Source organism: Pseudomonas sp. TH06 (assembly GCF_016651305.1).
In the GTDB taxonomy this organism is placed as follows: Bacteria; Pseudomonadota; Gammaproteobacteria; order Pseudomonadales; family Pseudomonadaceae; genus Aquipseudomonas.
On the sequence record NZ_JAEKEC010000001.1, the window covers coordinates 3,982,576 to 4,001,821 of the forward strand.

The 19,246-nt window shown below is 59.7% G+C and carries 23 protein-coding genes and 1 pseudogene; 14 read left to right on the top strand and 10 right to left on the bottom strand.

All coding sequences use genetic code 11. The annotated features are described in order from the left end of the window. From tusD to JFT86_RS17875, 3 genes are all read right to left on the bottom strand, one after another. Nucleotides 1-393: a sulfurtransferase complex subunit TusD gene (gene tusD, locus JFT86_RS17865; protein WP_201237691.1), complete on the bottom strand. Its 393-nt coding sequence runs from the start codon at nt 391-393 to the stop codon at nt 1-3. 192 nt (nt 394-585) lie between these two features. After that, complete coding sequence (locus JFT86_RS17870) at nt 586-1,290, bottom strand: YoaK family protein (RefSeq protein ID WP_201237692.1); 705 nt, start codon at nt 1,288-1,290, stop codon at nt 586-588. Between the two features lie 25 nt (nt 1,291-1,315). Further along, on the bottom strand, nt 1,316-1,645 hold the full coding sequence (locus JFT86_RS17875; RefSeq protein WP_201237693.1) for a DUF6388 family protein: 330 nt from the start codon (nt 1,643-1,645) through the stop codon (nt 1,316-1,318). 134 nt (nt 1,646-1,779) lie between these two features. Here JFT86_RS17875 and JFT86_RS17880 point away from each other — a divergent pair, with 134 nt between their 5' ends. Next, the gene (locus JFT86_RS17880; protein WP_201237694.1) at nt 1,780-2,130 is read left to right on the top strand and encodes a hypothetical protein; all 351 of its coding nucleotides are present in this window, start codon (nt 1,780-1,782) and stop codon (nt 2,128-2,130) included. 69 nt (nt 2,131-2,199) lie between these two features. Here the strand turns inward: JFT86_RS17880 and JFT86_RS17885 are convergent, their stop codons facing one another. Further along, nucleotides 2,200-2,625, bottom strand: a complete 426-nt coding sequence (locus JFT86_RS17885; RefSeq protein WP_201232938.1) for a GNAT family N-acetyltransferase — start codon at nt 2,623-2,625, stop codon at nt 2,200-2,202. Between the two features lie 139 nt (nt 2,626-2,764). On the opposite strand from JFT86_RS17885, the gene JFT86_RS17890 reads away from it, so the two are divergent. The 4 genes and pseudogenes from JFT86_RS17890 (at nt 2,765) to JFT86_RS17905 (ending at nt 5,848) form a co-directional block, all read left to right on the top strand. Beyond that, entirely contained in the window at nt 2,765-3,202 is a 438-nt protein-coding gene (locus JFT86_RS17890; protein WP_201237695.1) for a hemerythrin domain-containing protein, read from the top strand. A gap of 222 nt (nt 3,203-3,424) precedes the next feature. Then, a complete protein-coding gene (locus JFT86_RS17895; protein ID WP_201237696.1) occupies nt 3,425-4,060 on the top strand; it encodes a lytic polysaccharide monooxygenase auxiliary activity family 9 protein in 636 nt (211 codons plus the stop codon). Nucleotides 4,061-4,103: 43 nt separating this feature from the next. Beyond that, nucleotides 4,104-5,102, top strand: a pseudogene (locus JFT86_RS17900) (chitinase); the annotation flags it as partial. Between the two features lie 155 nt (nt 5,103-5,257). Then, nucleotides 5,258-5,848: an NUDIX domain-containing protein gene (locus JFT86_RS17905; protein WP_201237698.1), complete on the top strand. Its 591-nt coding sequence runs from the start codon at nt 5,258-5,260 to the stop codon at nt 5,846-5,848. 76 nt (nt 5,849-5,924) lie between these two features. Here JFT86_RS17905 and JFT86_RS17910 read toward each other — a convergent pair whose 3' ends face one another. Continuing rightward, a complete protein-coding gene (locus tag JFT86_RS17910; RefSeq protein WP_201237699.1) occupies nt 5,925-6,440 on the bottom strand; it encodes a methylated-DNA--[protein]-cysteine S-methyltransferase in 516 nt (171 codons plus the stop codon). Between the two features lie 152 nt (nt 6,441-6,592). On the opposite strand from JFT86_RS17910, the gene ggt reads away from it, so the two are divergent. From ggt to JFT86_RS17925, 3 genes are all read left to right on the top strand, one after another. Then, nucleotides 6,593-8,320, top strand: a complete 1,728-nt coding sequence (ggt, locus tag JFT86_RS17915; RefSeq protein ID WP_201237700.1) for a gamma-glutamyltransferase — start codon at nt 6,593-6,595, stop codon at nt 8,318-8,320. A gap of 66 nt (nt 8,321-8,386) precedes the next feature. After that, a complete protein-coding gene (locus tag JFT86_RS17920; protein WP_201232935.1) occupies nt 8,387-8,920 on the top strand; it encodes a cysteine hydrolase family protein in 534 nt (177 codons plus the stop codon). 122 nt (nt 8,921-9,042) lie between these two features. Continuing rightward, on the top strand, nt 9,043-10,053 hold the full coding sequence (locus tag JFT86_RS17925) for a lysozyme inhibitor LprI family protein (RefSeq protein WP_201237701.1): 1,011 nt from the start codon (nt 9,043-9,045) through the stop codon (nt 10,051-10,053). 8 nt (nt 10,054-10,061) lie between these two features. Here JFT86_RS17925 and JFT86_RS17930 read toward each other — a convergent pair whose 3' ends face one another. Next, nucleotides 10,062-10,706 (bottom strand): TetR/AcrR family transcriptional regulator, encoded by a 645-nt coding sequence (locus JFT86_RS17930; RefSeq protein WP_201237702.1) that lies wholly within the window; start codon nt 10,704-10,706, stop codon nt 10,062-10,064. A 142-nt stretch (nt 10,707-10,848) separates the two neighbouring features. Between JFT86_RS17930 and JFT86_RS17935 the strand changes: the two genes are divergently transcribed. Then, complete coding sequence (locus tag JFT86_RS17935) at nt 10,849-11,307, top strand: GNAT family N-acetyltransferase (RefSeq protein WP_201237703.1); 459 nt, start codon at nt 10,849-10,851, stop codon at nt 11,305-11,307. Nucleotides 11,308-11,425: 118 nt separating this feature from the next. Further along, nucleotides 11,426-12,061: a hypothetical protein gene (locus JFT86_RS17940; protein WP_201237704.1), complete on the top strand. Its 636-nt coding sequence runs from the start codon at nt 11,426-11,428 to the stop codon at nt 12,059-12,061. A gap of 41 nt (nt 12,062-12,102) precedes the next feature. Here the strand turns inward: JFT86_RS17940 and JFT86_RS17945 are convergent, their stop codons facing one another. Then, complete coding sequence (locus JFT86_RS17945) at nt 12,103-12,648, bottom strand: hypothetical protein (RefSeq protein ID WP_201237705.1); 546 nt, start codon at nt 12,646-12,648, stop codon at nt 12,103-12,105. A gap of 107 nt (nt 12,649-12,755) precedes the next feature. Beyond that, the gene (locus tag JFT86_RS17950) at nt 12,756-13,058 is read right to left on the bottom strand and encodes a hypothetical protein (protein ID WP_201237706.1); all 303 of its coding nucleotides are present in this window, start codon (nt 13,056-13,058) and stop codon (nt 12,756-12,758) included. A 155-nt stretch (nt 13,059-13,213) separates the two neighbouring features. Between JFT86_RS17950 and JFT86_RS17955 the strand changes: the two genes are divergently transcribed. Next, nucleotides 13,214-14,659, top strand: coding sequence for a SulP family inorganic anion transporter (locus JFT86_RS17955; protein ID WP_201237707.1), 1,446 nt, complete (start codon nt 13,214-13,216; stop codon nt 14,657-14,659). Between the two features lie 118 nt (nt 14,660-14,777). Here JFT86_RS17955 and JFT86_RS17960 read toward each other — a convergent pair whose 3' ends face one another. After that, nucleotides 14,778-15,290 (bottom strand): carboxymuconolactone decarboxylase family protein, encoded by a 513-nt coding sequence (locus tag JFT86_RS17960; protein WP_201232932.1) that lies wholly within the window; start codon nt 15,288-15,290, stop codon nt 14,778-14,780. Nucleotides 15,291-15,420: 130 nt separating this feature from the next. Between JFT86_RS17960 and JFT86_RS17965 the strand changes: the two genes are divergently transcribed. Then, a complete protein-coding gene (locus JFT86_RS17965) occupies nt 15,421-16,236 on the top strand; it encodes an AraC family transcriptional regulator (RefSeq protein ID WP_201232931.1) in 816 nt (271 codons plus the stop codon). Nucleotides 16,237-16,239: 3 nt separating this feature from the next. Here the strand turns inward: JFT86_RS17965 and JFT86_RS17970 are convergent, their stop codons facing one another. Continuing rightward, a complete protein-coding gene (locus tag JFT86_RS17970) occupies nt 16,240-17,133 on the bottom strand; it encodes a DMT family transporter (RefSeq protein ID WP_201237708.1) in 894 nt (297 codons plus the stop codon). A gap of 90 nt (nt 17,134-17,223) precedes the next feature. Between JFT86_RS17970 and JFT86_RS17975 the strand changes: the two genes are divergently transcribed. Continuing rightward, a complete protein-coding gene (locus tag JFT86_RS17975) occupies nt 17,224-18,555 on the top strand; it encodes a PLP-dependent aminotransferase family protein (protein ID WP_201237709.1) in 1,332 nt (443 codons plus the stop codon). 156 nt (nt 18,556-18,711) lie between these two features. After that, a complete protein-coding gene (locus tag JFT86_RS17980) occupies nt 18,712-19,101 on the top strand; it encodes a cytochrome c family protein (protein WP_201237710.1) in 390 nt (129 codons plus the stop codon). Nucleotides 19,102-19,246: the final 145 nt, after the last annotated feature.

Genomic DNA, 19,246 nt, shown 5'->3' on the forward strand with positions numbered 1-19,246 from the left:
TCACACACCTCCGAAGCAGATCAGGCGATCGGCGTCTTGCACCGCATCATGCAACTGGCCGAGGCCGGACAATTCCCACGGCGCGCTGACCGACACAGCCTCACGCTGATAACGTTTGGCTTCTTCGCCGTTGAGCACGCCTCGGCGCAATGCCGCAGCGATACACACCACGCCATCCAGCTTCTGCTCGCTGATGAAGCTGCGCCATTGCTTGGGCAGGTCCAGTTCATCCTGCGGGGTAACCACCGCGTCGGAGGCGTTGTAGACGCTGTCCTGATAGAAAAACAGCCGGACAATCTCATGCCCGCCAGCCAGCGCAGCTTGCGCAAACAGCAGGGCACGGCGCGAGGAGGGCGCATGGGCGGCGGAAAACAACGCGATGGCGAACTTCATGACGGACTCGATCAGTAAAACTGCGGCCATGATAAAGCTTTATCGGTGTAGCGGCGAAACCCAAGTTGCCTGAGTGCATGAGTCTGTAGGAGCTGTCGAGTGAAACGAGGCTGCGATCTTTTGATTTTGCTTTTTACAAACAAGATCAAAAGATCGCAGCGTGCCGCAGCTCCTACAGTATTAAGTGCGTTTTCAGCGGGGCATGTAGCCGAGCTGCCAGCGACGGGGGATGGTCAGGGACAACAATCCCAGGATCGCCGCCAGCAAGCCGCTGACGAACAAGGCCTTGAGCCCCAGATGATGTTCCAGCACTGCACCCAGAATCGCGCCGACAAACATGCCGCTCCACGGCACCAGTTGCACCCGCCAGCCGCTGCGGCGCTCGCCGAGCATCCAGCGCCCCAGTCCTCGGCCGAATCGCGACAGTGCCCCGGTCACGTAGGTCAGCCCGACCGGCAGACCGTTCACTTCTTCGACGGCTGCGTTAAGCATGCCCATCGCGACAATCGCCGCCAGCAGCGCGGGCAACTGCGCGTCGGCAGGCCAGGCAGCCGCCGCGCAGAGCAGCGTGGCAATGCACAGCAGCAACGGCAACGTGCGCCGGCCGCCCAGCCGTGCGATCAACACGCCCAAGGCATTGCCGACAATAAACGTGGCCACCAGAATGACCAGACGCAACGTCAGCCCCCAGTCGCCATCACTGATCGCCACCGCCAATCGAGTGGTGTTGCCGCTCATGAACGAGACGAAATCGCCGCTGGCCATGAAACCGATGGCGTCGGTCATCCCAGCCAGTACCGACAGGCTCGCCACCAGCGCCAGTCCCACGCGACCGCGCCATTTCTGCCTGTGCAGATGGCCGGGGCTGGCATGCCGGGTTGAGGTCGAGGGCAGCATCGATGCAAGAGTCCTTGAGTGGCGGTTACGGTTCTATGCCATACAGTTCGCAGTATTCCAGCCAGTCCATTCGGGCCATTTCCGCCACTTCGCGATGCACTTCCAGGCGCTGTGCCTGATAGTCCTCAGGCGTCGCCGCCGTCAGTTGCAAGGTCAGCTCCCAGGCGAACAGCCCCAGGCGTTCCGCCTCGGCCTCGAACGCTTCATGCAGGCGTTCTTCGCGATACTGCGCCTGGGTTTCGCCTTTGGCCTGGGCCAGCAATGGATTGAGGTGGTCGAGGGCTTCGCGCAACTCGGGGCGTGCGTCGAGAAACAGTTTCAGAGCGTGTTCATGTCGCTGATCGGTAGGCGCCATGGATTTTCCTTGTGGGGCTGATGGCCTTAGGTTGCCGCAGCGGCTTGCGCGTGTCGCGTTATAAATGCAGTAAAGCAGAGCGATTCCGGCTGCTGCGATGATACAGTCCGCTTTTTTCTGAATGAGCGAAGGCAATGCGAATTCTGATGGTAGCGCTGGCCGCGACGGTGCTGGCGGGTTGCGCGGGCTCGGTGATGGATGATTCTCGCACCAAAGCCCCGTACAAGACTCTGACCTCGGACAAGCCGGAAAAGGTTGTCGCCCAGTGCGTGCAATTCGCCTGGCAGGACGAGGCGGTGTTCGGTGTGGATGCCGGTGCGTATCTGCAACCGGGCAAGAAGGGCGGTTCGACGGTGTACACGCGTTCGGCGGAGTCGTTTGTCGATGTCAGCACCGATGCGTCGGGGACGGCGTTGAGTTACTACGCGCAGAAGGATGATTTTGTCGCCAAGCGACGGTTGGCAGCGTTGGCGACTTGTCTGTAGCGGCAGTCAGTTGCGTGCTGTGGTGACGGTACTCGCCTCTTCGATTTGCTCGCGAAGAGGCCGGTTGATTCAACCGATCAAGCGCTTCTGAAAAAAATGCCGTTTGTGCCCCGGCGGGTAATCGACGATCTCGCCGAACTGGCTATAGCCGAGTTTTTTGTAGAACTCCGGCGCCTGGAAGTCGAAAGTGTCCAGCCAGGCCCCGATGCAGCCTTTCTCCCGCGCCAGGTCTTCGGCCATGCGCATCAACTTCGATCCAATCCCCTGGCCCCGGCCTTCCTCCGGCACTGACAGTAAATCGATAAACAGCCATTGGCAGACCAGCCGGCCATACAGCCCGCCGAGGATCTGATCGTGATCGTCGCGCACCAGCAGGGTCAGCGGTTCCGATTTTGCAATCCCGGCCTGGGCGACGTTATAGGCATGCAGTGGCGCCAGAATGGCCTGGCGTTCTTCTTCCGTTGAATGTTGCGACAGCTCGATCCGCAAATTCATTTGCGCTTCCTTGATAGCAATGAAACCGCAGCCTATCCCGTCCGCAGGCCTCGATTCAACACGCTTGGAACCGTCGCGCGAGCGCTGCGGTCTAGCCTTAACAGCGTCATTTCAGAACGCGGTTGATGAGGACACTTGCATGAACATTTTCGAAGCCCTTCGCGAAAGCCACGACCGCCAGCGCACCTACGCCAAAGCACTGATCAAGACCAGCGGTGACACCCCGGAACGGGTCGAGGCCTACAAGCAGCTCAAGGCTGAGTTGCAAGCCCACGAAACCGCCGAAGAACGCCACTTCTATATCCCGCTGATGGAGTTCGACAACGGTGTCGATCTCAGTCGTCACGCCATTTCCGAACACCATGAAATGGACGAGATGATGGAGGAACTGGACGAGACCGAGATGTCGAGTCCCGCGTGGCTTGCCACGGCGAAAAAGCTCTCGGACAAGGTCCATCACCACCTCGAGGAAGAAGAGCAGAAGTTCTTTCAGATGGCCGGAAAGTTGCTCGACGAAAAACAGAAAGTGCAGCTTGCCGGGCAGTACGAAAAAGAGTTTCAGGCACAACTGCCCTGAATGGCCAATGCGGGATTTCGTAACTTCGACGTGTACGCCTTTGGCTATACGTCGAGTACGAAACGACGCAATAGGCTGTATATCCATCCAGTATTCTCGGTGTTTTACCAATTGTGACCTGACTGGCTGCGACAAAACCGCCGATGGACAAAAAATCCCCCTCCGTTAGCTTGAAGGCCTCTCCTCGGGAAGGAGAGTTCTTAAATCAACGGAGTGAAAAACATGAATCAACCACAAGCACAAACCCAACTGCGACACGGTCGTGTCACCTCCCCGGCGAGCCGCGGCGCGGTCGCTATCGAGCAAGGATTGCTCGGTGCCTGGCAGGTGAATGAAATGGAGGGCGGGAAGAATTTCCCGGCCCTGACCGCCGGGCCATTTCCGGCGCCGTATCAAACCGACAGTGACAGCGTCACGCCACCAGCCGACGGGTTCATCCTCAGTGGCGGCAAGACCGATGCTCGTGACTGCGTGAACTTCACCGCGGAAGAAATGAGCAAAAAGCTCAATCGTCCGTTCAACTGGCCATTGCTCAGCGTCACCCCGGGGCAGACTCTTGAAATCCACTGGGAATACACCGCTCCGCATACCACTCGTGGCTACCGCTGGCTGATCACCAAGGATGGCTGGGACCCGAAACAACGCATCACTCGCGCACAACTGGAAGCGCAACCATTCTTCGAGGACTTCTACACTCAGGTGCCGTACTACAGCCATTCGGCGGAGATGAAGGCCAAAGTCGACCACGCGGTGAAACTTCCGGCGAACAAGAAAGGTCATCACGTCATCGTGCTGATGTGGATCGTTGCCAATACTGGTAACGCCTTCTATCAGGCCTTCGACGTCGACTTCAAATAACGGCGCAGCGTCGTCCAATCCACACGTTCTGAAGGATTAGAACATGTCAAAAATCGACTTCACTTTATTGCAGAATGCGGCGACCGATGCGGCTTCGCTGATGCCGAGCATCGCCGGCAAAAAGATCCTCATGGGCTTCTGGCACAACTGGCCGGCGGGACCGAGCGACGGTTATCGGCAGGGCCGGTTTGCCAGCATCGCGCTGGAGGATGTGCCCAAGGAATACAACGTGGTTGCGGTGGCCTTCATGAAGGGCAGCGGCATTCCGACCTTCAAGCCGTTCAACGTGTCCGATGCCGAGTTTCGCCGCCAGGTCGGCGTGCTCAACAGTCAGGGGCGGGCGGTGCTGATTTCCCTGGGCGGCGCCGATGCGCACATCGAGCTGCGCAGCGGTCAGGAGCAACCACTGGCCAATGAAATCATCCGTCTGGTGGAAACTTACGGCTTCGATGGTCTGGACATCGATCTTGAACAGAGCGCGATTGATTTCGCTGCCAACAAGACCGTGCTCCCGGCTGCGCTGAAACTGGTCAAGGATCACTACGCCGGTCAGGGCAAGCACTTCATTATCAGCATGGCCCCGGAGTTCCCTTACCTGACCACCAACGGCAAGTACGTCGGTTATTTGCAGGCGCTGGAAGGCTACTACGACTTCATCGCTCCGCAGTTCTACAACCAGGGCGGTGACGGGGTCTGGGTGCCGGAGGCCAACAACGGCACGGGTGCGTGGATCGCGCAGAACAACGATGCGCTGAAAGAGGATTTCCTCTATTACCTGACTGAAAGTCTGGTGACCGGCACTCGGGGGTTCACCAAGATCGCGGCGGACAAGTTTGTCATCGGTCTGCCCGCCAACGTCGATGCTGCCGCCACCGGTTATGTGATCGACAAGACCGTCGTCGGCAACGTGCTCAAGCGGCTGGCGATCAAAGGGCACCCGATCAAAGGCCTGATGACCTGGTCGGTGAACTGGGACAACGGAGTCAGCAAGGATCGTGTGCCGTACAACTGGGAGTTCAGTCGGCGTTATGGCCCGCTGATCACAGGTGTGCAGGCAAGCACGCCAGCAGCGGATGAAACGCGGTCGCACATGGCCCGTTAATCGTCAATAAAAAGCCCGGTAGCGCTGCCGGGCTTTTTTTGTGGTTTCGATTGATCGACTATGGACGCTTTCCGATGACAAAAGGATCAGGCGTCATGTCCAACACAGCCGAGCGGGTCAACATCATCGACACCGAGGTGTTGTCCCACGACTGGTATCTGTTGAAGAAAGTCACCTTTGACTACCACCGCAATAACGGCGAGTGGCAACGTCAGACCCGCGAGGTGTATGACCGAGGCAATGGCGCGGCGATTCTGCTGTTCAACCGCGAGAAGCGTTCAGTGGTGCTGACCCGTCAGTTCCGCCTGCCGGTGTTCGTCAATGGCCATGACGGCTTGTTGATCGAAGTGGCGGCGGGGTTGCTGGAAGGTGCCGCGCCGGAGCAGCGTATTCGTGACGAGGCCGAAGAGGAAACCGGTTATCGCGTGCACGACGTGAAGAAAGTCTTCGAGGCTTACATGAGCCCCGGTTCAGTCACCGAGAAACTGCACTTCTTCATTGCCGAGTACGACTCGGCGTCGAAGGTTGGCAACGGTGGCGGTCTGGAAGAAGAGACCGAAGAACTGGAAGTGCTGGAGTGGAATTTTGACGACGCACTGGCGGCGTTCCAGCGTGGTGAAATCTGCGACGCCAAGACCATCATGCTGCTGCAATACGCGGCGATGAATAACCTGTTCGACCGGTAAAGCAAAGATCGCAGCCTTCGGCAGCTCCTACGCCGATCTCTGTAGGAGTTGCCGAAGGCTGCGATCTTTTGATCTTCTAAAACAACTCCCCGCTTTTACCCACCGTTTTCCAGGCGCCACCCTCCAGCCTCAACAACCGCTCCTTGGCCTCAAGCCCGCCGGCAAACCCGGTCAATTTCCCCGACGCCCCGATCACCCGATGACAAGGCGCGACAATCGAAATAGGGTTCCGTCCGTTCGCTGCTCCCACTGCGCGCACCGCACTGGGGTTGCCGATCTGCTCGGCAATCTGGCTGTACGTGCGGGTTTCCCCGAACGGAATGGTCAGCAAGGCGGCCCAGACCTTTTTCTGAAAATCGGTGCCGGCAAAATCCAGTTCCAGATCGAAGCAATTGCGCGTCCCGGCAAAATATTCTTGCAGTTGTCGTGCGGCTTGGATCAAGACCGGATTGTCCGGTGCCTCGCTCATCGGCCCCAGGCGCACGCGGTTCGGTTTGTCGTTTTCCCAGAGGATGGCCGCCAGTCGTGAACCGTTCGCGACCAGCTTCAGCTCGCCGACCGGCGAGGGCAGGGTGATGAACGTGTAGGGCATCGGGGAGAACTCCGGATCGGCACGGTAACGGCGCCCAGCATACTGCCTGATCGGGGAGGCGCAAACCGCAAAGCCGACCATACTGCTTGTTGCTCTTGAAGCGTTCCCCTCTGTTTTGCACAGACCCTAAAAACAAAAAAAGAGATCGACTCATGAAGTACGAACCTTTGGCCAAATCGCTTATCGCGACCTCACTGGCACTCAGCTGTCTCATGGCTCACGCCGCCTCGGTGGCGCCGGTCGCGGCGGAAAACGGCATGGTGGTCACCGCGCAACATCTGGCCACGCATGTCGGCGTCGATGTGTTGAAAAGCGGCGGTAACGCCGTCGATGCGGCAGTCGCGGTGGGTTATGCACTGGCGGTGGTGTATCCCGCAGCGGGCAACCTGGGTGGCGGCGGATTCATGACCATTCAACTGGCGGACGGCCGCAAGACCTTCCTCGACTTCCGTGAAAAAGCGCCGCTGGCCGCGACGGCCAACATGTACCTCGACAAGGACGGCAACGTCATCCCGGATCTGAGCACCCGTGGCCACTTGGCGGTCGGCGTGCCGGGCACTGTCTCCGGGATGGAGATGGCGCTGAGCAAATACGGCACCAAACAGCGCAAGGAGATTATCGCCCCGGCGATCAAACTGGCTGAAGACGGTTTCGAGTTGCAGCAGGGTGATGTCGAGCTGCTGGAATACGCTACTGATGTGTTCAAAAAGGACATTCGCGATTCCGGTTCGATCTTCCTGAGCAATGGCGAGCCGATGCAGGTCGGGCAGAAACTGGTGCAGAAAGACCTCGCGAAAACCCTGCGCACCATCTCTGAGAAAGGCGCCGACGGTTTCTATAAAGGCTGGGTGGCGGACGCCATTGTCACCTCCAGTCAGGCCAACAAAGGCATCATCACCCAAGCTGACCTCGACAAATACAAGACCCGCGAACTGGCCCCGGTGGAGTGCGATTATCGCGGCTATCACGTGGTCTCGGCGCCACCGCCAAGCTCGGGTGGGGTGGTGATCTGCCAGATCATGAACATTCTCGAAGGCTATCCGATGAAGGATCTGGGCTTCCATTCAGCCCAGGGCATGCACTACCAGATCGAAGCGATGCGCCACGCCTATGTCGATCGCAACAGCTACCTCGGCGATCCGGACTTCGTGAAGAACCCGATCGAGCATCTGCTCGACAAGAACTACGCGACCAAACTGCGCAATGCCATCCAGCCGCAAAAGGCCGGGGTATCCGCCGAACTGAAGCCCGGCGTCGCCCCGCATGAAGGCAGCAACACCACGCACTATTCGATCGTCGACAAGTGGGGCAACGCCGTGTCGGTCACCTACACCCTCAACGACTGGTTCGGTGCCGGCGTGATGGCGAGCAAGACCGGGGTGATCCTCAACGACGAAATGGATGACTTCACTTCGAAAGTCGGCGTGCCGAACATGTACGGGCTGGTGCAGGGCGAAGCCAATGCCATTGCTCCGGGCAAGGCGCCGCTGTCGTCGATGAGCCCGACCATCGTCACCAAGGACGGCAAAGTGGTCATGGTGGTCGGCACGCCGGGTGGTAGCCGCATCATCACCGCGACCTTGCTGACCATGCTCAATGTCATCGACTACGGCATGGGCTTGCAGGAAGCGGTCGATGCGCCGCGCTTCCACCAGCAATGGATGCCGGAAGAAACCAACCTCGAAGACTTCGCCGCCAGTCCCGACACGAAGAAAATCCTCGAGAGTTGGGGCCACAAGTTTGCCGGGCCGCAGGATGCCAACCACATTGCCGCGATCCTCGTGGGCGCGCCGTCGCTGGGGGGTAAACCGGTCGGCAAAAACCGCTTCTACGGCGCCAACGATCCACGGCGCAACACCGGGTTGTCACTGGGTTACTGAGAGGCGTAAAAAGGGGACGGACGCCAGTCCGTCCCTGTTTCAAGGAATGATCAAAGAAGGCTCATCATGACCACCGCATTACTGATCATCGACGTTCAGCGCGCCCTGTGCTCGGGCGAATACCAGTGCCACGACATCCACCGCGTGATCGCCACCATCAACAACCTCAGCACCCGCGCCCGCAAGGCCGGGGTGCCGGTGGTGCTGATTCAGCATGAGGAAAAGGACAGCCCGTTGGCCCATGGTGCCGAAGGCTGGCAACTGGCCGAAGGGCTTGAGACCTCCCCGCAAGATCTGCGCGTGCGCAAAACCACCCCGGATTCGTTCTACCAGACCGACCTGGGCAAATTGCTGCCGGCCGAAGATTTCGAGCGATTGGTGATCTGCGGCCTGCAAACCGACTATTGCGTCAACGCCACCGTGCGCCAGGCCCATCAACTGGGCTACGACGTGGTACTCGCCGCAGACGCTCATTCCACCCTCGACAACGGCAACATGAGCGCCGAAGACATCATCGCCGAACACAACAAGGATCTGGCGCACCTGACCGGCTCGGTGGCGCGGATCGATGTCAAACCTGCCTTGGACATTGCGTTCTAACTCCGATGTCCTGTGGGCTCCCACAGGGATATGCGGAGGCTGGCTGGAACCTTGGTGTCCAGCGAGGATTTCTGTCAGCGGCACTGGCATACTGCCCGCCGTCTGAAGAATGGAATCTGTCGATGTTCGCTTTCACCCTCCGTCACGCCTTGGCGCTGACCACCCTCGCGTTTGCCTGCGTCAGCCATGCCAGCAGTTTCGATTGCGCCAGCGCCTCGAGCAAAACCGAAAAAACCATTTGCGCCGATCCGTATCTGTCGCAACTCGATGAGCAACTGGCCGAGCGCTGGCGCTCGACCCTGGCCAAGGTCCCCGACCCAAAGGCGCTGAAGATTGATCAACGGCAATGGCTGAAAAGCCGCAACGCCTGTGGCGCGCTGACTGCCTGTTTGCGTCGTCAGTACCTGATGCGTCTGGCCGAACTGGAACACGCGACTCAGCCATTCAGTTGGGACGCGACCTGGCAACTCATTCCGCCGGGAACATCAACGGCAGCCACCCTGACAACCCGACGTCAGGATGCCACACACATCGCCTTCGACATCACGGCGGGAGAGGGTGCCAATTCCGGGGATCTGGAGGGAGTCGCCACAATTGATGGCGATGAAGCCCGTTACATAGAAGGCGAATGCAGCCTGAGTTTTACGCCGATCAACGGTGTGCTGGACATCTCGCAAGTCACCGCCGGTGGCTATTGCAGCCCCGGAATGGGCGTGTATTACACCGGACGCTTCGTCGCCTCGGCGCAGCCGTTGGCGCTGGATTACGACATGCTCAGCCTTGGTCTGGCGCGAACCCCAGAAGAAAACCAGGCGCTGCACACGCTGCTCAAGGACGATTATCAGAGGGTGGTGGACTTATCCGGCTCATTGATGACCGGTGAGCCTTCAACCGATGTGCCGGACAGTCAGGTCGCGGAAATGTTTATGCGTGGGCTGGGCGGCACCGGCATTGTCATGCGTTCAACCGGTGCGCGCTTCTGGGTACTGTTACAGACTTACGATACAGGTCACGCACGTCTGCGCTACTACACCAACGCGGCGCAATGGAAAACCCGTCTACCCGAAGCCCTGCAAGCCTGGAATGAACGCAAGAAGAGCTACCAGGATCTCCCCGTTGACTTCATGCCTTGACCGCGCACTCAAGTCGCAAACAAAACCCCACGAATCTCCCCAACACGCGGCGCTACCACCACGCCCTCCAGCACCATTCGCGTAATCGTCTCCGCCGCTGTCTGATAGTCCTCATCCAGCGGCACTTCACGCTCCATGATCCGCCCCATCTGCCAGCCGATATTGGTGTAGGTGCGGGTCGCCGACCAGATGAACAGCATCAGATGTTCAGGGTCGACCGGCGCGAGCAAGCCGCGGTCGATCCAGCTGCGCAGGCACTCGACATTGCGTCGTGCTTCGGCGTGCAGCAGATCGCGGCACTCATCCGGCAACTGCCGCCCACCGAGCAGCAATTCACCGCTGAACACCTTGGCAATCGCCGGATGTTCGCGGGCGATACGAATCCGTGCGGCGACGTAGGCACGCAAGCCAATCAGTGGATCGTCGCTTTCACGCAGCACCGCCGACGCCTCCAGCAGCGGCTCGACAAAACCCGACAGCACTTTGCCGTAAAGGTTTTCCTTGGACTGGAAGTAGTAATACAGATTGGCCTTGGGCACCCCGGCACGGGCCGCGATGTCGCGGGTCTGGGTGGCGTCGAAGCCCTTGGCGGCGAATTCTTCACTGGCCGCGGCGAGGATCAACTGTTCGTTGCGGACTCGGATAGCGCTCATGGACACACGAAAGTAAAAGACGGCATGGACAGATTCTGGCGATTTCGGTTTCGCAATATACAAAACTATATAGCGGTTAAGCCAGTACACTCGACGGGCAGCGCTATGCTGATTCGATCATCTATGCAGGCGAGGAGGGGATATGGCTATTCGGGCACTGCGGGCGAACGCGACCCATCTGGACGCGGTGGCGTCGCTGTTCGACGCCTACCGAGGGTTCTATCAGCAACCATCGAACCTTGAGCAATCGCGAGCCTTTATCGCCGAGCGCATGGCGGGCGATGAATCAGTGATTTTTCTCGCTGAAGATGAGCGCGGTGAAGCGCTGGGTTTTGTGCAGTTGTATCCGACGTTTTCATCCATCGACGCCCATCGCACCTGGCTGCTCAGCGATCTGTTTACAACACCGGCCGCCCGTGGCCGTGGCGTCGGCAGACTGTTGATGAACACTGCTCGCGATTTCGCCGTTGAGACGGGCGCCAAAGGCCTGGTGCTGGAAACAGCGACCGACAACTTCACCGCACAGGGTCTGTACGAGTCGCTGGGGTATGTGCGAGACACGGGTTACTACACCTACCTGCTCGATTTGCGCCAAGACTGAGTCAACATTTTTGTCTTTTTCTCTTTCCCCAAGCGCCGGCTCTCTCTAGAATCCGCCCGGCTTCCGAAGTGGAGGCTCATTGCCATCATGTGGCGTGATTCATATAGGGATGAACATCATGCAATTCGGGAAAATCCTGGCGCTGGGCCTGGTACTTGCGCTGGGCGGTTGTGCCAGCTTCACCAAAGACGAAGTGGCGCCGGTGACAATGCCGTCGATGGCCAGCTACGCCAACAAGCCTAACGTCTATGTCGATTTCGACTTCTATCAGGGCGAGCCGAAAAGCGCTTCGGCCGTAGAAGTGCCGCAGGCACGTGACCAGCTCAAGCCGGAGCTGCAAAAGATTCTGACGGATTCCGGTCTGTTCGGTCGTGTCACGCTGGACGAGTTCCAGAAGCAACCGGGCGACTACAGCCTGCGTCTGAAAATGTACAACCATCCGCCGAATGCCGGTTCGATGGTGCTGGGCTTCATCAGTGGTTTCAGCCTGGGGGTGATCCCGGCGTACGGCACCGACCAGTACACCATGAGCCTGGAAGCCGTGGACGGAACGGGTCAGGCCCTGACCACCGCGAGCAACCACGACGCGATCGGCACCTGGGTCGGCATCTGGTTCATTCCGCTGATGGGCAATACTCCGAAGGCGGCGGTCAACGACACCTTCGCCCGTCAGGTCAACGCGCTGCTCAAGCAAATGATCGACAACAAAAACCTCAAGTACTCAGCACTCGACACCCGTATTCCACGGGCTTGACGCGAAAAAAAAGAGCCGCAATCGCGGCTCTTTTTTTACCCTTATTTCAGGGCTTGGATGAACTGCGGATCGCTGTACAGATCCTTCAGCAAATCACGCAACATCGGGTTGTAAGCGTTGACCGCGTTCGGGATCGCAATGAAGCCGAAGAAGCTGCTGCTCCACTGGCTGCTGACATCCTTGGTCGCGTCGTACACCACATCATTGCCATTGAGCAGGGTGAAACGTGCAGCAAGCTTGCCGTTACCTGTGCCCATGCCAGCAGTCATTTCATTCTTCACCACCAGCACTTTCAACTGGCGCTGAGCTTGCGGGTCGAGCAGACCGGCCTTGCGCAGTTCTTCGGTGATCGCGTCCTGAATGTGCGCCGGGATGCTGCCGGACGGCGAGCGGATCGGGTTGGCGCGGACCATCAGCGAACCTTCACCGGTTTCGGCGGTGACTTGAGGATTGCTGATCGCGTGCAACGGCGGGGTCTGCTTGAGCTTCTGGACGTTTTCGTAACTCGGCTCGTAGCGAGTCATGGTCATGCCACAGCCTTGCAACAACAGCGCCAGCATCGGGATCAACAACAGAGACTTCTTCACGGCAGTTCCTTGCGTGGGAATGTAGGGGGCGCGAATTATGGGCAGAGTGCCATCATCGAGCAACCGTGTTTACTCACTCGCAGGAAACATTTTTTCGAGGCGCGATATCAGCCTCGCTCAGCCAGCAGTTTTTCGATATGCGCCAGTTCCCAGGTGCTGAGCAAACTCACCGGATCGGTGCCGTAACGCTGCCAGGTTTCTAGCGCGCCTTCGCGGCCATCACCATCACAAGCAAATTCACAGTGATGCAACCGCTGACCTTCAAAATCCAGCACCAAGTACCAGCCTTCGATATCGATCGCAACGAGTCCGGCCTCGGCAGGCGCCTCGAACACCTTCAACGCAAGCACACCGAGTGCGGCATCACGCAGTCGTTGGCAAACCTCGCGGGCGCTCAGAAAAGACGACATGTTCAGACTCGATAGTAAGGAGCGCGCCAGCATAAAGCGCATGTCGACCGGTGTCAGCGATCACTGGCCCGATCCCGGACAATTCCGTAACATCCGCCACCCGCTTTTTGTGAACATCGCAGGCCGAGCTCATCGGCCGCTCAATCAGGTAAGCCATGAAACCGATCCGTCTGCGCGCCGATGTCCTGGCCGGACTCACCACCTCGTTTGCCCTGTTGCCCGAATGCATTGCGTTTGCGCTGGTGGCGCACCTCAATCCATTGATGGGCCTGTATGGCGCCTTCATCATTTGTACGCTGACCGCGTTGTTCGGCGGTCGGCCGGGGATGGTCTCCGGCGCGGCGGGTTCAATGGCGGTGGTGATCGTGGCGCTGGTGGTGCAACACGGTGTGCAGTATCTGCTGGCGACCGTGCTGCTGGGCGGGCTGATCATGATGGCCTTCGGGTTGTTGCGCCTGGGCAAACTGGTGCGCATGGTGCCGCACCCGGTGATGCTCGGCTTCGTCAACGGTCTGGCGATCATCATTGCGCTGGCGCAGCTGGAACATTTCAAAAGTGGTGGACACTGGCTCAGCGGTACGCCGCTGTACCTGATGACCGGGCTGGTGTTGCTGACCATGGCCATCGTCTACATCCTGCCGCGTCTGACCCGTGCGGTGCCGCCGGCGCTGGTGGCAATCCTCGGTGTGGGTCTGCTGGTTTATCTGTTCGGGTTGCCGACCCGCACCCTCGGCGACATGGCGCACATCGCCGGCGGGTTGCCGACCCTGGCATTGCCCGAGATCCCGTGGACCCTGCAAACCCTGAGCATCATCGCCCCGTACGCCATCCTGATGGCGCTGGTCGGCTTGCTGGAAACCTTGCTGACACTGAACCTCACCGACGAAATCACCGAAACCCGTGGTTACCCGGATCGCGAGTGTGTGGCACTGGGCGCGGCGAACATGGTTTCGGGCGCATTCGGCGGCATGGGCGGCTGTGCAATGATCGGCCAGACCGTGATCAACCTCAGCTCCGGTGGACGCGGGCGTTTGTCCGGCGTGGTGGCGGGCGTGCTGATTCTGTTGTTCATCCTGTTTCTGTCGCCACTGATCGAGCGCATTCCGCTGGCGGCGCTGGTCGGCGTGATGTTCGTGGTGTCGCAGCAGACGTTCGCCTGGGCGTCGTTGCGGGTGGTGAACAAGGTGCCGCTCAACGATGTGCTGGTAATCATCGCCGTGACCACCATCACCGTATTTACCGATCTGGCCACGGCGGTGCTGTGCGGCATCATCATCGCCGCGCTGAATTTCGCCTGGCAGCAGGCGCGTGAACTGTATGCCGATGAGCATCTGGAGGCCGATGGCAGCAAACTCTATCGCCTGCACGGCACGCTGTTCTTCGCCTCGACCACGCCGTTCCTCAACCAGTTCGACCCGGCCAATGATCCGGCCAGAGTAACGCTGGATTGCCGGCATTTGAGCTTCGTCGATTACTCGGCGATCGCCGCGCTGAAAACTCTGCGCGAACGCTACGCCAAGGCCGGCAAGGATTTGCAGGTGTTTCATCTGTCGGAACGCTGCAAGAAACTGCTTAAACGCGCGGGCGTTGATCACGACTGAACACCTCGTCCCCGGTAGGAGCTGCCGAAGGCTGCGATCTGTTGATCTTGAAATCCTCAAGATCAACAGATCGCAGCCTCGTTTCACTCGACAGCTCCTACAAAGGAAGGGGGCAGTTTCAGATCGCCGGGAAGTCGATTTCGGTCAGCGCCGTGTTGTTCAGGTAATTGGTCAGGGTCTGCACCGCCACCAGCGCAATCACTTCAATGATTTTGCTGTCGTCGATCCCGGCGGTGCGGGCGGCGGCGATGTGCTCGTCGCTCAAGTGGCCGCGGGTTTGCGTCAGTTGATAGGCGAGGGCGGCGTAGGCGTTGAGTTCGCCTTGGCGCGCCGCGACGATGTCCTGCGCTGACAGCCCGGATTTACCTGCAAACAAGGTGTGCGCCGCCAGGCAATAATCGCAACCGTTGACCTGCGACGTGGCGAGGTACACCGCTTCTTTTTCCTTGGCGCTCAGCGACGACTTGCCGAGGAGCGCCGAGGCTTGCACGTAGGTATCCAGGGCCAACGGGGCCTTGGCCAAAGTGGCGAACAGGTTCGGCAGAAAACCGATTTTCTTCTTCACGCCTTCCAGTACCGTGCGGGTGGCGTCGGTGGCGGTGTCGAGGCTGATAGCGTTGATGCGGCTCATGATGACTCTCCGAAAGTCCGGTGCGAAGTGCGCCGGCGATGGAGCTCATGTTATTGAGCGTGGCTGGTGCTTTGGCGTCATATCGTCGAGGATATGCGACAGATCGTCCAGAACTGCCCCGGGAGTCACCATGGATCGCCTGTCTACACTGCTCAGTCATTTCGGCGTCAATGCCGGCACCTTCCACAGCGGCGAGTTCTGCGGTATCAGCGTGCATGAGGGCGAGCCGAGTGGGCATGTGCACCTGTTGCAGGCGGGTGAGTTGCTGCTCAAACCCGGAATTGAACGCGAGATTCGTCTTGCCGAACCCTCGCTGATTTTCTTCCCCCGACCGTTTGCCCACCGAATGTCGGCCGACGAGGCCATGGAGACGAAACTGGTGTGCGCGTCGCTGACATTCGACGGCGGCTCAGGCAATGCCTTGGCGGCGGCGTTGCCGGATTATCTGGTGCTCAAACTGACCGACATTCCAGAGTTGAGCGGCACGCTGGAATGGCTGTTCAAGGAAGCGTTCGAGGGTCATTGCGGGCGTATGGCGGTGATGGATCGCTTGTTCGAATTGCTGGTGATTCTGTTGTTGCGGCACCTCATCAGCAGCCGTGATCAGCAACCGGGAATGATGGCCGGGCTGGCTGATCCGCGCCTGTCCCGGGCCTTGAACCTGATCCACGAGCAACCGGCGAAACCCTGGAGCGTGGCGGATCTGGCCAGCGCCGCCAACCTCTCGCGCGCCGGGTTTGCCGAGCAGTTTCGCCGCGTCGTCGGCCAGACGCCGGCCGATTACCTGCTGAGCTGGCGGGTCAGTCTGGCGCAGAAACGCCTGCGTGAAGGCAAGCCGATTGCGTTGATTGCCGATGAAGTCGGTTATGAAAGTCCCTCGGCGCTGGCCCGGGCCTTTCGGCGCAAAACCGGGCTCAGTCCTCGGGAGTGGAAGGCAGGACTCTAACGCTTATCGGGCAAATTTCTTCGCCCCGGCCACGCACAGAATCACGCCCAATGTCACTGCAAGCATGCCGACGCTGACGTGTTCATGCAGCAGTGTCGCGGCCAATGCCAAGCCGAAGAACGGTTGCAGCAACTGCAACTGGCCGACCGCCGCGATTCCGCCTTGGGCCAGTCCGCGATACCAGAACACAAAGCCGATCAACATGCTGAACAGTGCCACGTAGGCCAGACACAGCCACGCCGACAGGCTGATTTGTCTGAAGGAGGCGGGCGCCAGCCACAGACTCAATACCGCCATGACCGGTAACGACAACACCAGCGCCCAGCAAATCACCTGCCAGCCACCGAGGGTTCGTGACAGTTTCGCACCTTCGGCGTAACCGAGGCCGCAGGCCAGAATCGCCGCGAGCATCAACAGGTCGCCAGTCGGTGAGGCGGTCAGGCCCTGAGCCAGCGCGTAACCCACCACCAAAGAACTGCCAAGCAACGAGAATATCCAGAACACCGGGCGCGGACGTTCGCCACCGCGCAGCACGCCGAAAATCGCCGTTGCCAGAGGCAGCAATCCGACAAAGACAATCGAATGCGCCGACGTCACGTGTTGCAGCGCCAATGCCGTCAGCAGCGGGAAACCCAGCACCACGCCCAGCGCGACGATCAACAGCGACAGCCACTGGCTGCGTGCCGGGCGCCGTTCGCGAAACAGCCACAGCAGCATCACTGCCAGCACCCCGGCGATGGCGGCGCGGACAACGGTGAGAAACACCGGGTCGAATTCCAGCACCGCCAGCCGTGTGGCCGGCAACGAACCGCTGAAGATCACCACGCCAATAAAGCCATTGATCCAGCCGCTGGTTTTTTCCAGGGCCGGGGTGCTCAGGTTTGAAATCCGTTCCATACACAGTCGCGCTCAAGGTGGGGTTGCTTTTGCGCCATGCTGGGGCCGAGAATCGAGACAATCAAATAATTGTCATGGATACATCTCGAGATGCCGCGCTCCCGCTACAAGACCCTCGTTGACACTTTCGCGGCGGACATTCGCTCGGGGCGTCTGGTCCCCGGCACGCGCTTGCCGACCCACCGGCAACTGGCCGTCAGCGAAGGGCTGGCGCTGGTCACGGCGTCGCGGGTCTACGCCGAACTAGAGGCGATGGGTCTGGTCAGCGGCGAAACCGGGCGCGGCACCTTTGTCCGGGAAACTTCGCTGTCACCGGGGCAGGGCATTGATCAGAAGGACGTGGCGGTCGGCATGATCGACCTCAACTTCAACTACCCGTCATTGCCGGGGCAGGCCGATCTGTTGCGCACGGCGTTGCGGCAATTGGCGTTGTCCGGCGACCTGGAGTCGCTGTTGCGTTATCAACCACACGCCGGTCGCCAGCACGAGCGAGCTTCGGTCGCACGACATCTGCTGTCGCGTGGCGTAAGCGTCGAGGCCGAGCAAGTGCTGATCGTCAACGGTGCTCAGCAAGGGTTGGCGGTGACGCTGATGGCGTTGCTCAAACCGGGCGATGTGATTGCGGCGGATGCGCTGACGTATTCCGGGTTCAAGGTCCTGGCCGAGGCGCTGCACCTGGAAGTGGTGGCGATTGCGTTCAACGATCAGGGGCCTGACCTGGCGGCGCTGGAAAAGCTCTGCCGCCGCCGCTCGGTGCGTGCCGTGTACAGCATGCCGACGCTGCACAATCCACTGGGCTGGGTGATGCCGATCGAGCAGCGCGAGCAACTGGTGTCGATCGCCCGCCGGCATGATCTGACCCTCATCGAAGATGCGGCCTACGCGTTTCTCGTGGAAAACCCACCGCAGACATTGGTCGACCTTGCGCCGGAGCGCACGGTGTATGTTTCGGGTCTTTCGAAGAATATCGCCACCGGCCTGCGCGTCGGCTTCATCGCCGCGCCCGCACCGATGGTGCCGTCACTGGAGCGCATCATTCGCGCCACCACCTGGAACACACCGGGGGTGATGACGGCGATGGCTTGCGGTTGGCTCGACGATGGCACCGTTACGCTGTTGGAGGAGCAGAAACGTCACGATGCCAAGGCTCGTCAGGCGTTGGCTGCCGAGTTGTTGCAAGGGTTGACGTGCATCGGCCATCCGTCCTCGTATTTCTTGTGGCTACCGCTGCCTGAAGACGTGCGCGCCGATCAGATCGTCGTGGAATTGATGCAAGAACAGATTTCAGTGACCACCGCTGAACCGTTTTCAGTGGCGCCGCACGTCCCGCATGCGATTCGCCTGGCGCTGGGCTCGGTGGACATGGCGGTGTTGCGTCAGGCCTTGATCACCGTCAGAAAAGTCATCGCCGCTTACCTGTAAACCCAACCCTGTGGCGAGGGAGCTTGCTCCCGCTGGACTGCGCAGCAGGCCCGTGCTTCCAGGCGCGAGGGTCGCTGCGCAACCCGGCGGGAGCAAGCTCCCTCGCCACAAAGTGTTAGCCTTGCCCCAATTGCAATACACCGCTCTGGATGTCAGATGAAAACAAACGCCTCACTGTCCCTCGCCCTGATCCTCACTGCTGGCCTGCTCAGCACAGCCGCCCACGCAGCGGGTGACCCCGAAGCCGGCGCGAAAATCTTCCCGCGCCTGTGCGGCGGTTGCCATCAAGTCGGCGAGTCCGCCCGTCCTGGATTCGGCCCGCAACTCAACGGCATCATCGGCCGGCCCGCCGGGACCTCGGCGAACTACGTGTATTCCGATGCGATGAAAAACTCGGGGGTAACCTGGGATCGCGAAAAGCTGCGGGCTTATCTGAAAAATCCCAAAGATGTGGTCCCCGGCACCCGAATGATTTTCTGGGGCCTGAGTGATGAGGAAAAGCTCGATAATCTGTTGGCTTACTTGCAGGGTTTTCAGGCTCAGTGAGGCGCGATTCACGCCGCCAGATGTTCTGGAGGCCGCCGAGATAGACGGTCGGGAGTCTGCTAGAGTCCATGTTTTTTGAATAAGACAGGCGCTACACGGTCATGCATGTTCGAAGCCTTCGATTTTCCTCCATACGCCAATTGAA

Coding starts and splice junctions, on each gene's coding strand:
- JFT86_RS17980 (WP_201237710.1), top strand. CDS start 18,712: ATGAAAACAAACGCCTCACTGTCCCTCGCCCTGATCCTCACTGCTGGC.
- JFT86_RS17930 (WP_201237702.1), bottom strand. CDS start 10,706: ATGAGCGCTATCCGAGTCCGCAACGAACAGTTGATCCTCGCCGCGGCC.
- JFT86_RS17885 (WP_201232938.1), bottom strand. CDS start 2,625: ATGAATTTGCGGATCGAGCTGTCGCAACATTCAACGGAAGAAGAACGC.
- tusD (WP_201237691.1), bottom strand. CDS start 393: ATGAAGTTCGCCATCGCGTTGTTTTCCGCCGCCCATGCGCCCTCCTCG.
- JFT86_RS17890 (WP_201237695.1), top strand. CDS start 2,765: ATGAACATTTTCGAAGCCCTTCGCGAAAGCCACGACCGCCAGCGCACC.
- JFT86_RS17960 (WP_201232932.1), bottom strand. CDS start 15,290: ATGAGCCGCATCAACGCTATCAGCCTCGACACCGCCACCGACGCCACC.
- JFT86_RS17955 (WP_201237707.1), top strand. CDS start 13,214: ATGAAACCGATCCGTCTGCGCGCCGATGTCCTGGCCGGACTCACCACC.
- JFT86_RS17935 (WP_201237703.1), top strand. CDS start 10,849: ATGGCTATTCGGGCACTGCGGGCGAACGCGACCCATCTGGACGCGGTG.
- JFT86_RS17940 (WP_201237704.1), top strand. CDS start 11,426: ATGCAATTCGGGAAAATCCTGGCGCTGGGCCTGGTACTTGCGCTGGGC.
- JFT86_RS17910 (WP_201237699.1), bottom strand. CDS start 6,440: ATGCCCTACACGTTCATCACCCTGCCCTCGCCGGTCGGCGAGCTGAAG.
- JFT86_RS17950 (WP_201237706.1), bottom strand. CDS start 13,058: ATGTCGTCTTTTCTGAGCGCCCGCGAGGTTTGCCAACGACTGCGTGAT.
- JFT86_RS17875 (WP_201237693.1), bottom strand. CDS start 1,645: ATGGCGCCTACCGATCAGCGACATGAACACGCTCTGAAACTGTTTCTC.
- JFT86_RS17920 (WP_201232935.1), top strand. CDS start 8,387: ATGACCACCGCATTACTGATCATCGACGTTCAGCGCGCCCTGTGCTCG.
- JFT86_RS17870 (WP_201237692.1), bottom strand. CDS start 1,290: ATGCTGCCCTCGACCTCAACCCGGCATGCCAGCCCCGGCCATCTGCAC.
- JFT86_RS17970 (WP_201237708.1), bottom strand. CDS start 17,133: ATGGAACGGATTTCAAACCTGAGCACCCCGGCCCTGGAAAAAACCAGC.
- JFT86_RS17975 (WP_201237709.1), top strand. CDS start 17,224: ATGCCGCGCTCCCGCTACAAGACCCTCGTTGACACTTTCGCGGCGGAC.
- JFT86_RS17880 (WP_201237694.1), top strand. CDS start 1,780: ATGCGAATTCTGATGGTAGCGCTGGCCGCGACGGTGCTGGCGGGTTGC.
- JFT86_RS17965 (WP_201232931.1), top strand. CDS start 15,421: ATGGATCGCCTGTCTACACTGCTCAGTCATTTCGGCGTCAATGCCGGC.
- ggt (WP_201237700.1), top strand. CDS start 6,593: ATGAAGTACGAACCTTTGGCCAAATCGCTTATCGCGACCTCACTGGCA.
- JFT86_RS17905 (WP_201237698.1), top strand. CDS start 5,258: ATGTCCAACACAGCCGAGCGGGTCAACATCATCGACACCGAGGTGTTG.
- JFT86_RS17925 (WP_201237701.1), top strand. CDS start 9,043: ATGTTCGCTTTCACCCTCCGTCACGCCTTGGCGCTGACCACCCTCGCG.
- JFT86_RS17895 (WP_201237696.1), top strand. CDS start 3,425: ATGAATCAACCACAAGCACAAACCCAACTGCGACACGGTCGTGTCACC.